General features: G+C 62.1%; 8 protein-coding genes. 3 read left to right on the top strand and 5 right to left on the bottom strand.

Annotation, left to right across the window (positions count from 1 at the left end):
* Positions 1-170 precede the first annotated feature (170 nt).
* Both ACIQ2E_RS12760 and ACIQ2E_RS12755 read left to right on the top strand, forming a co-directional pair.
* Positions 171-1,079, top strand: a complete 909-nt coding sequence (locus ACIQ2E_RS12760; protein WP_398331165.1) for a YihY/virulence factor BrkB family protein — start codon at positions 171-173, stop codon at positions 1,077-1,079.
* On the top strand, positions 1,057-1,485 hold the full coding sequence (locus tag ACIQ2E_RS12755) for a zinc ribbon domain-containing protein (protein ID WP_398331162.1): 429 nt from the start codon (positions 1,057-1,059) through the stop codon (positions 1,483-1,485). The genes ACIQ2E_RS12760 and ACIQ2E_RS12755 overlap by 23 nt, the downstream gene beginning before the upstream one ends.
* Here the strand turns inward: ACIQ2E_RS12755 and ACIQ2E_RS12750 are convergent.
* The 5 genes from ACIQ2E_RS12750 to ACIQ2E_RS12730 are packed head-to-tail and all read right to left on the bottom strand — an operon-like array spanning position 1,471 to position 3,718.
* Positions 1,471-1,893 (bottom strand): DUF2834 domain-containing protein, encoded by a 423-nt coding sequence (locus ACIQ2E_RS12750; RefSeq protein WP_398331159.1) that lies wholly within the window; start codon positions 1,891-1,893, stop codon positions 1,471-1,473. The genes ACIQ2E_RS12755 and ACIQ2E_RS12750 overlap by 15 nt on opposite strands.
* Before the next feature lie 5 nt (positions 1,894-1,898).
* Positions 1,899-2,147, bottom strand: coding sequence for an exodeoxyribonuclease VII small subunit (gene xseB / locus ACIQ2E_RS12745; protein WP_398331156.1), 249 nt, complete (start codon positions 2,145-2,147; stop codon positions 1,899-1,901).
* A complete protein-coding gene (gene xseA, locus ACIQ2E_RS12740) occupies positions 2,140-3,297 on the bottom strand; it encodes an exodeoxyribonuclease VII large subunit (RefSeq protein WP_398331152.1) in 1,158 nt (385 codons plus the stop codon). Before xseA ends, xseB begins: the two co-directional genes overlap by 8 nt.
* Positions 3,294-3,506, bottom strand: coding sequence for a hypothetical protein (locus ACIQ2E_RS12735; protein ID WP_398331150.1), 213 nt, complete (start codon positions 3,504-3,506; stop codon positions 3,294-3,296). Before ACIQ2E_RS12735 ends, xseA begins: the two co-directional genes overlap by 4 nt.
* Positions 3,507-3,565: 59 nt before the next feature.
* A complete protein-coding gene (locus ACIQ2E_RS12730) occupies positions 3,566-3,718 on the bottom strand; it encodes a high light inducible protein (protein ID WP_398331147.1) in 153 nt (50 codons plus the stop codon).
* An 84-nt stretch (positions 3,719-3,802) separates the two neighbouring features.
* Here ACIQ2E_RS12730 and ACIQ2E_RS12725 point away from each other — a divergent pair.
* The coding region (locus tag ACIQ2E_RS12725; RefSeq protein WP_398331144.1) for an HAD family hydrolase at positions 3,803-4,417 on the top strand (615 nt) is incomplete at its 3' end.

The following is a 4,417-nucleotide window of genomic DNA, read 5'->3' as shown; positions in this document are numbered from 1 at the left end:
TCGATGCCAGGTAAAACATTCTTTGCTCCACCCATCCTCATGCCACCCAACCTCGATCGATCGAGTCTGGAGGCATGAGGCAGAGAAGCCACCCGATAGGGTGGCTTTTTTGTTGGTTTGGTTTGGGGGAGGTTGTAGCGTCGGTGGTAGACGGGCGTCCCGTGGCGGTCATGCAGCGCTCTTTTCGGTGGCGTTCTCTCGTGCGCTTGTTTTGGCGTTCCTATCGGCTGTGGGACCGTGAGGATTGCGTGGACCTCAGTGCTGCGTTTGCTTATCACACACTGCAATCCTTCTTCCCGATTTTGTTGATTGCCTTGGGGGTTGCCAGTCGCCTATTGGGGCGTGTGGATAATCTTACAGACCAGGTGTTGGGCCTGGCGGATCAGGTGTTGCCGCCATCGGTGATCCCGCTGATCCGCAGCACCTTGAACCTCTTGATTCGTCAGGGAACCGGTGCTGGTTTGGTCGGTGCTGCGTTCTTGTTGGTGTCATCCACCAATGCTTATCTAAGCCTTCAGCGCGGTACTGATCGCTTGTGGGGATTTCGCCCTTGCTTCCTTCCGATCGATCATTGGACCAGGCCTGTCTGGCGCTTTATCCGTGCACGTTTGGAAGCCATTGCGCTGGTGGCATTGATCGGATTCTTTGTGGTGCTGGATCAGATCACCACCAATCTGAGGTTGCTCAGTCCGGGTAGTTGGCGCCTGATGTTGCAGGGTTGGTTGCCCGATTGGCTGCATCTCTGGGCGCCGGTGCCAATGGCTGTTGATTTCGGGATTTCGCTGCTGATTGCCTGCAGTCTTTCTTTTGCACTCCTGGCGATTCTTCCGTCGCGTCATGTTCCGGCTCGATCGTTGATCCCCGGCTCGTTGTTGATCGGCTTTGTCTTGACCATCTTCAATGTGGTTCTGGGCCGAAGCTTGTTATCGCTTGGCACCCGCTTTCAGGCCTATGGCGTGATCGGCGGCGTGCTGCTGCTCAGTCTCTGGGTTTGGCTTGTGGGTTTGGTTGTGTATTACGGCACAGCGTTGAGTGTGGTGGTGAGTCGCCGCCGTGATGGCGAAGCATCCGCCCGCTGATCCACTTCCCCTGTGGACCTGCCCCAGTCAGGATGGAGCTAGCCACTCCCGAGGCCTCCTGATGCAACGCCCGATTCCATGGCTTTGGATCACCGTGATTGGGTTGCTGTTGTTGGCGCCGGGGTTTACAGCAAGGTTGTTCTTTGATGTTTTGGAGGGCTTTGCTCTCCTGCTGGTGTTTGGCCCACTGGTCTTGGCCGGTGCCGGATTTTTGGCCTGGCAGTGGTTTCGCCGGCGCTTGATCACGTGTCCCGCCTGCGGGACAGTGAGCTTTGGAGCATCAACGTGTCCAGCCTGTGGCGCATCCTTGATCGGAGTGGGTGCTAGTTCAAGCAGCACAGCTGAGCAACCCGCCAGCTCCGCAGTGATCGACGTTGAGGTTCGCGACGTGTCAGCCGAGCCCTGAGGCTTCGCTGGAGCCCGCCTCACGGGCCAATTCCGCCAGACGCCGCTCCCTCAGGCAGAGAAACAAGGGCGCCGCGAAAGCAAACGCAATGGTGACGGAGCTCAGCAACACCAGCCAGAGGTGCCGCATCTGCAGCCTCCGGCTTTCCACCACCATCCAGATCGTTACCGCCGATGCCCCCACCAGCAAATCCCTGGACAGGGACTGGGCGGCAGGATTTGCATTCGCGAGGGACACGAACACGCTCAAATCAAAGCTGGGCCCGTAGTCGCGCATGAACGCGAGGTTGGCCATCCACGGCAGTACGCCGCCGGCGATGGCCAACGTCAGGTAAAGCCAAGACAGCCACGGACTCTGCGCTTTCGGGCGGGGCTTGTCGGGCGTTAACAATTCCACCGTTGCTGTCATGGGCTTCAAGAGTCCCATTCGATCACGTCCTGTTCCACTGCTTCCAGTACAGCGCTGCAACGGTTGGCGTAGGCCTCAGCACGTCGATACAGCGTTGCCATCTCTTCCACCTCCAGCTCGCTGGATTGCAGCTTGGCCATGGCCAGCTCCAGGGCTGTTCGGGCTTCGTTGAAGCTCAGCTGCTCCACCTCGGTCTGCCATTGGCCCTCAGGATCAACGGTGCTTCGCCGTCGCTTCGGTTTGGGTTCAGCCATGGGCACCTCCCTCCGTGGTTTGCACAACGGTGTTGATCCTGCCGTCCGCCACCATCAGCTGCAGGGCATCGCCCCTCTGCACCTGCTGCACGGAGCGCACCAGCTGTCCATCGGTGTGGTGCACCAACGAAAAGCCCCGCTCCAGCAAGCGTTGGGGGGAGACTGCCTGCAAGAGCTCGATGCGTTGCTCGAGCTGCTGACGGGTGCTTGCCAGGAGCTGGCGGGGATGCAGCAGCAGCAGTCGGGCTCGATCGCTCTCGAGGCGCAGGCGTTCCCGTTGCAAGCGGTGGCTCAGGCTCTGCCTGAGAAGTGTGCGCTGTTGCTGCAGGTTCAGCGCCAGGTGCTGGCGGTCGGGAAGCAACGCAACCACAGCCGCGGTCGGGGTGGCAGCGCGATAGTCGGCCACCAGGTCGGCGATGGTGGTGTCGTCTTCATGGCCCAGGCCCGTGACCAGTGGCAGCGGGCAGGCGGCAAGATCACGGGCCAGCGCCTCGTTGTCGAACACCGCCAGGTCTTCGCGGCTGCCGCCTCCCCGTGCCAGCACGATGGCTTCGATGCCTAAGCCTCTGGCTCTGCTTACTACCTCCGCAAGCCTGGCCCGGATCTGGTCCTCTACAGACCCCTGCACCGGAATGGGCACCACGTGGATGCGGGTCGCTGGCCAGCGCTCCTGGGCGGTGCGCAGCATGTCGGCCAAGGCCGAGCTGGGAACGCTGGTGAGCAGCGCAATCGCTGCGGGCATGGCGGGCAAAGATCGTTTCCGTGCTGGATCCAGGAGTCCTTCCGGCTCCAGGAGGGTTCGCACGCGCTCAAACTGGCGCAGCACTGCGCTGAGGCTGGGCCTGAGATCGAGAATCTGAACGCAGAGGCTGGCTCGGCTGGCCCAGAAATTCAGCTTGCCCACCACGAGCACGCCATCGCCCTCGCTGGGTTGGAAGCTCAACTTGCTGAGTTGAGACGCCCACACCACCCCCGAGATCGAGGTCTGCTCGTCGACGAGCGTGAGCCAGAGATGCCCCTTTTTCAGCTGCGGCCGCGACACGGTGGCCTCGAGCAGAAAGCGCGGCGCGAAGCCGCGTTCCAGCAGGGAAGCGATGGCCTGGTTGAGTGCGCTGACGCTGTAGCGCGGCAGGCCGAGTTCTGTGCTCACCGCTCCAGGCGGCGATAGCAGCTCCACCAGTAGAGGCACACCAGGCTGCCCAGCAATGCCACGATCTGGCCGGCCGGGTGGTCGATGCGGATCCAGCCCACGCCGGTGATCACGATGCCGCTGCTGAGCATGCGTGCGCCATCGCGGCGGTTCTTGGCAAAAAGCTGAGCCAGGGGAGCTTCTGGTGCTGTGCGTTCAGTTTGAACCATCAAAAAGCGCTCCCTCGCGTGAGGGAGCGCCTGCAGAGCATTGCTCCGGTTCAACGGCTTCAGCCGAGGCCGATTTGGCCGAGGATGCCCTGGCCGGTAAGGAGTTCGGTGGCGAGGCCGATCGTGAAGCCCAGCATGGCCAGGCGACCATTCCAGGTTTCGGCGAAATTCACAAAACCGAAGCGTGCAGAAGCAGAGGTGGAGTCAGGCATCGGAATGACGCGAACGGTTGGAGTGTAACGAAACATGTGGGCCGCTTGACGGTGTTCGGCGATACGGTTGCCTCCACTTGCCCGGTGCCTGCTGTGTCCCGCCAGTTGTTGCAGAGCCAGCTCTCGGCGCCCTTGCCCGAAGCGCCCGAGCTCGTGCTGGTGACCGACCTCGACGGCACGTTGTTGGGGGGCGCTACCGCTGAGCGGCGCAGCTTCTATCGCTGGTTGGCGGAGCAACGCGAACGGGTGCTGCATGTGTTCTGCACCGGGCGCGATCTGGCCTCGATCGCCCGGGTGCTGGAGGAGGATGAACCCATTGGCTTGGCTGCCCCGCATTTGGTGATTGGGGATGTGGGCTGCACGGTGGCGTGCGGCATGTCGTTGTTGCCGGTGCCTCTGGCCGTGGAGCCGATCGATGCCCGCTGGCAGGGGATGGAGCAACGGCTCCTGCCGATGCTTGAAGGGCGGCCTGGTCTGGCCGCGCAACCGCTCCATTCGCAGCGGCGATTGGCTTACTACGTCGACCCCGAGCAGTTCGACCACAGCCTGATCCCGCAGCTGGAGGCCCACGGGGTGGATTGCCTGCTCTCCGACAACCGTTATCTCGATCTGCTGCCCAGCGGAGTGAACAAAGGCTCCACCCTGCTGGCCCTGTTGGAGTGGCTGGAGGTGGACCCGCAGCGCGTCGTAACAGCGGGT

The organism is Vulcanococcus sp., assembly GCF_044369115.1.
In the GTDB taxonomy this organism is placed as follows: domain Bacteria; phylum Cyanobacteriota; class Cyanobacteriia; order PCC-6307; family Cyanobiaceae; genus Vulcanococcus.
This window is presented reverse-complemented; position numbering and strand designations above follow the sequence as displayed.

Bases quoted from the DNA above. Each gene is read 5' to 3' on its own strand.
- ACIQ2E_RS12730 (WP_398331147.1), bottom strand. From the start codon at position 3,718: ATGCCTGACTCCACCTCTGCTTCTGCACGCTTCGGTTTTGTGAATTTC.
- ACIQ2E_RS12750 (WP_398331159.1), bottom strand. From the start codon at position 1,893: ATGACAGCAACGGTGGAATTGTTAACGCCCGACAAGCCCCGCCCGAAA.
- ACIQ2E_RS12735 (WP_398331150.1), bottom strand. From the start codon at position 3,506: ATGGTTCAAACTGAACGCACAGCACCAGAAGCTCCCCTGGCTCAGCTT.
- ACIQ2E_RS12755 (WP_398331162.1), top strand. From the start codon at position 1,057: ATGGCGAAGCATCCGCCCGCTGATCCACTTCCCCTGTGGACCTGCCCC.
- ACIQ2E_RS12760 (WP_398331165.1), top strand. From the start codon at position 171: ATGCAGCGCTCTTTTCGGTGGCGTTCTCTCGTGCGCTTGTTTTGGCGT.
- xseB (WP_398331156.1), bottom strand. From the start codon at position 2,147: ATGGCTGAACCCAAACCGAAGCGACGGCGAAGCACCGTTGATCCTGAG.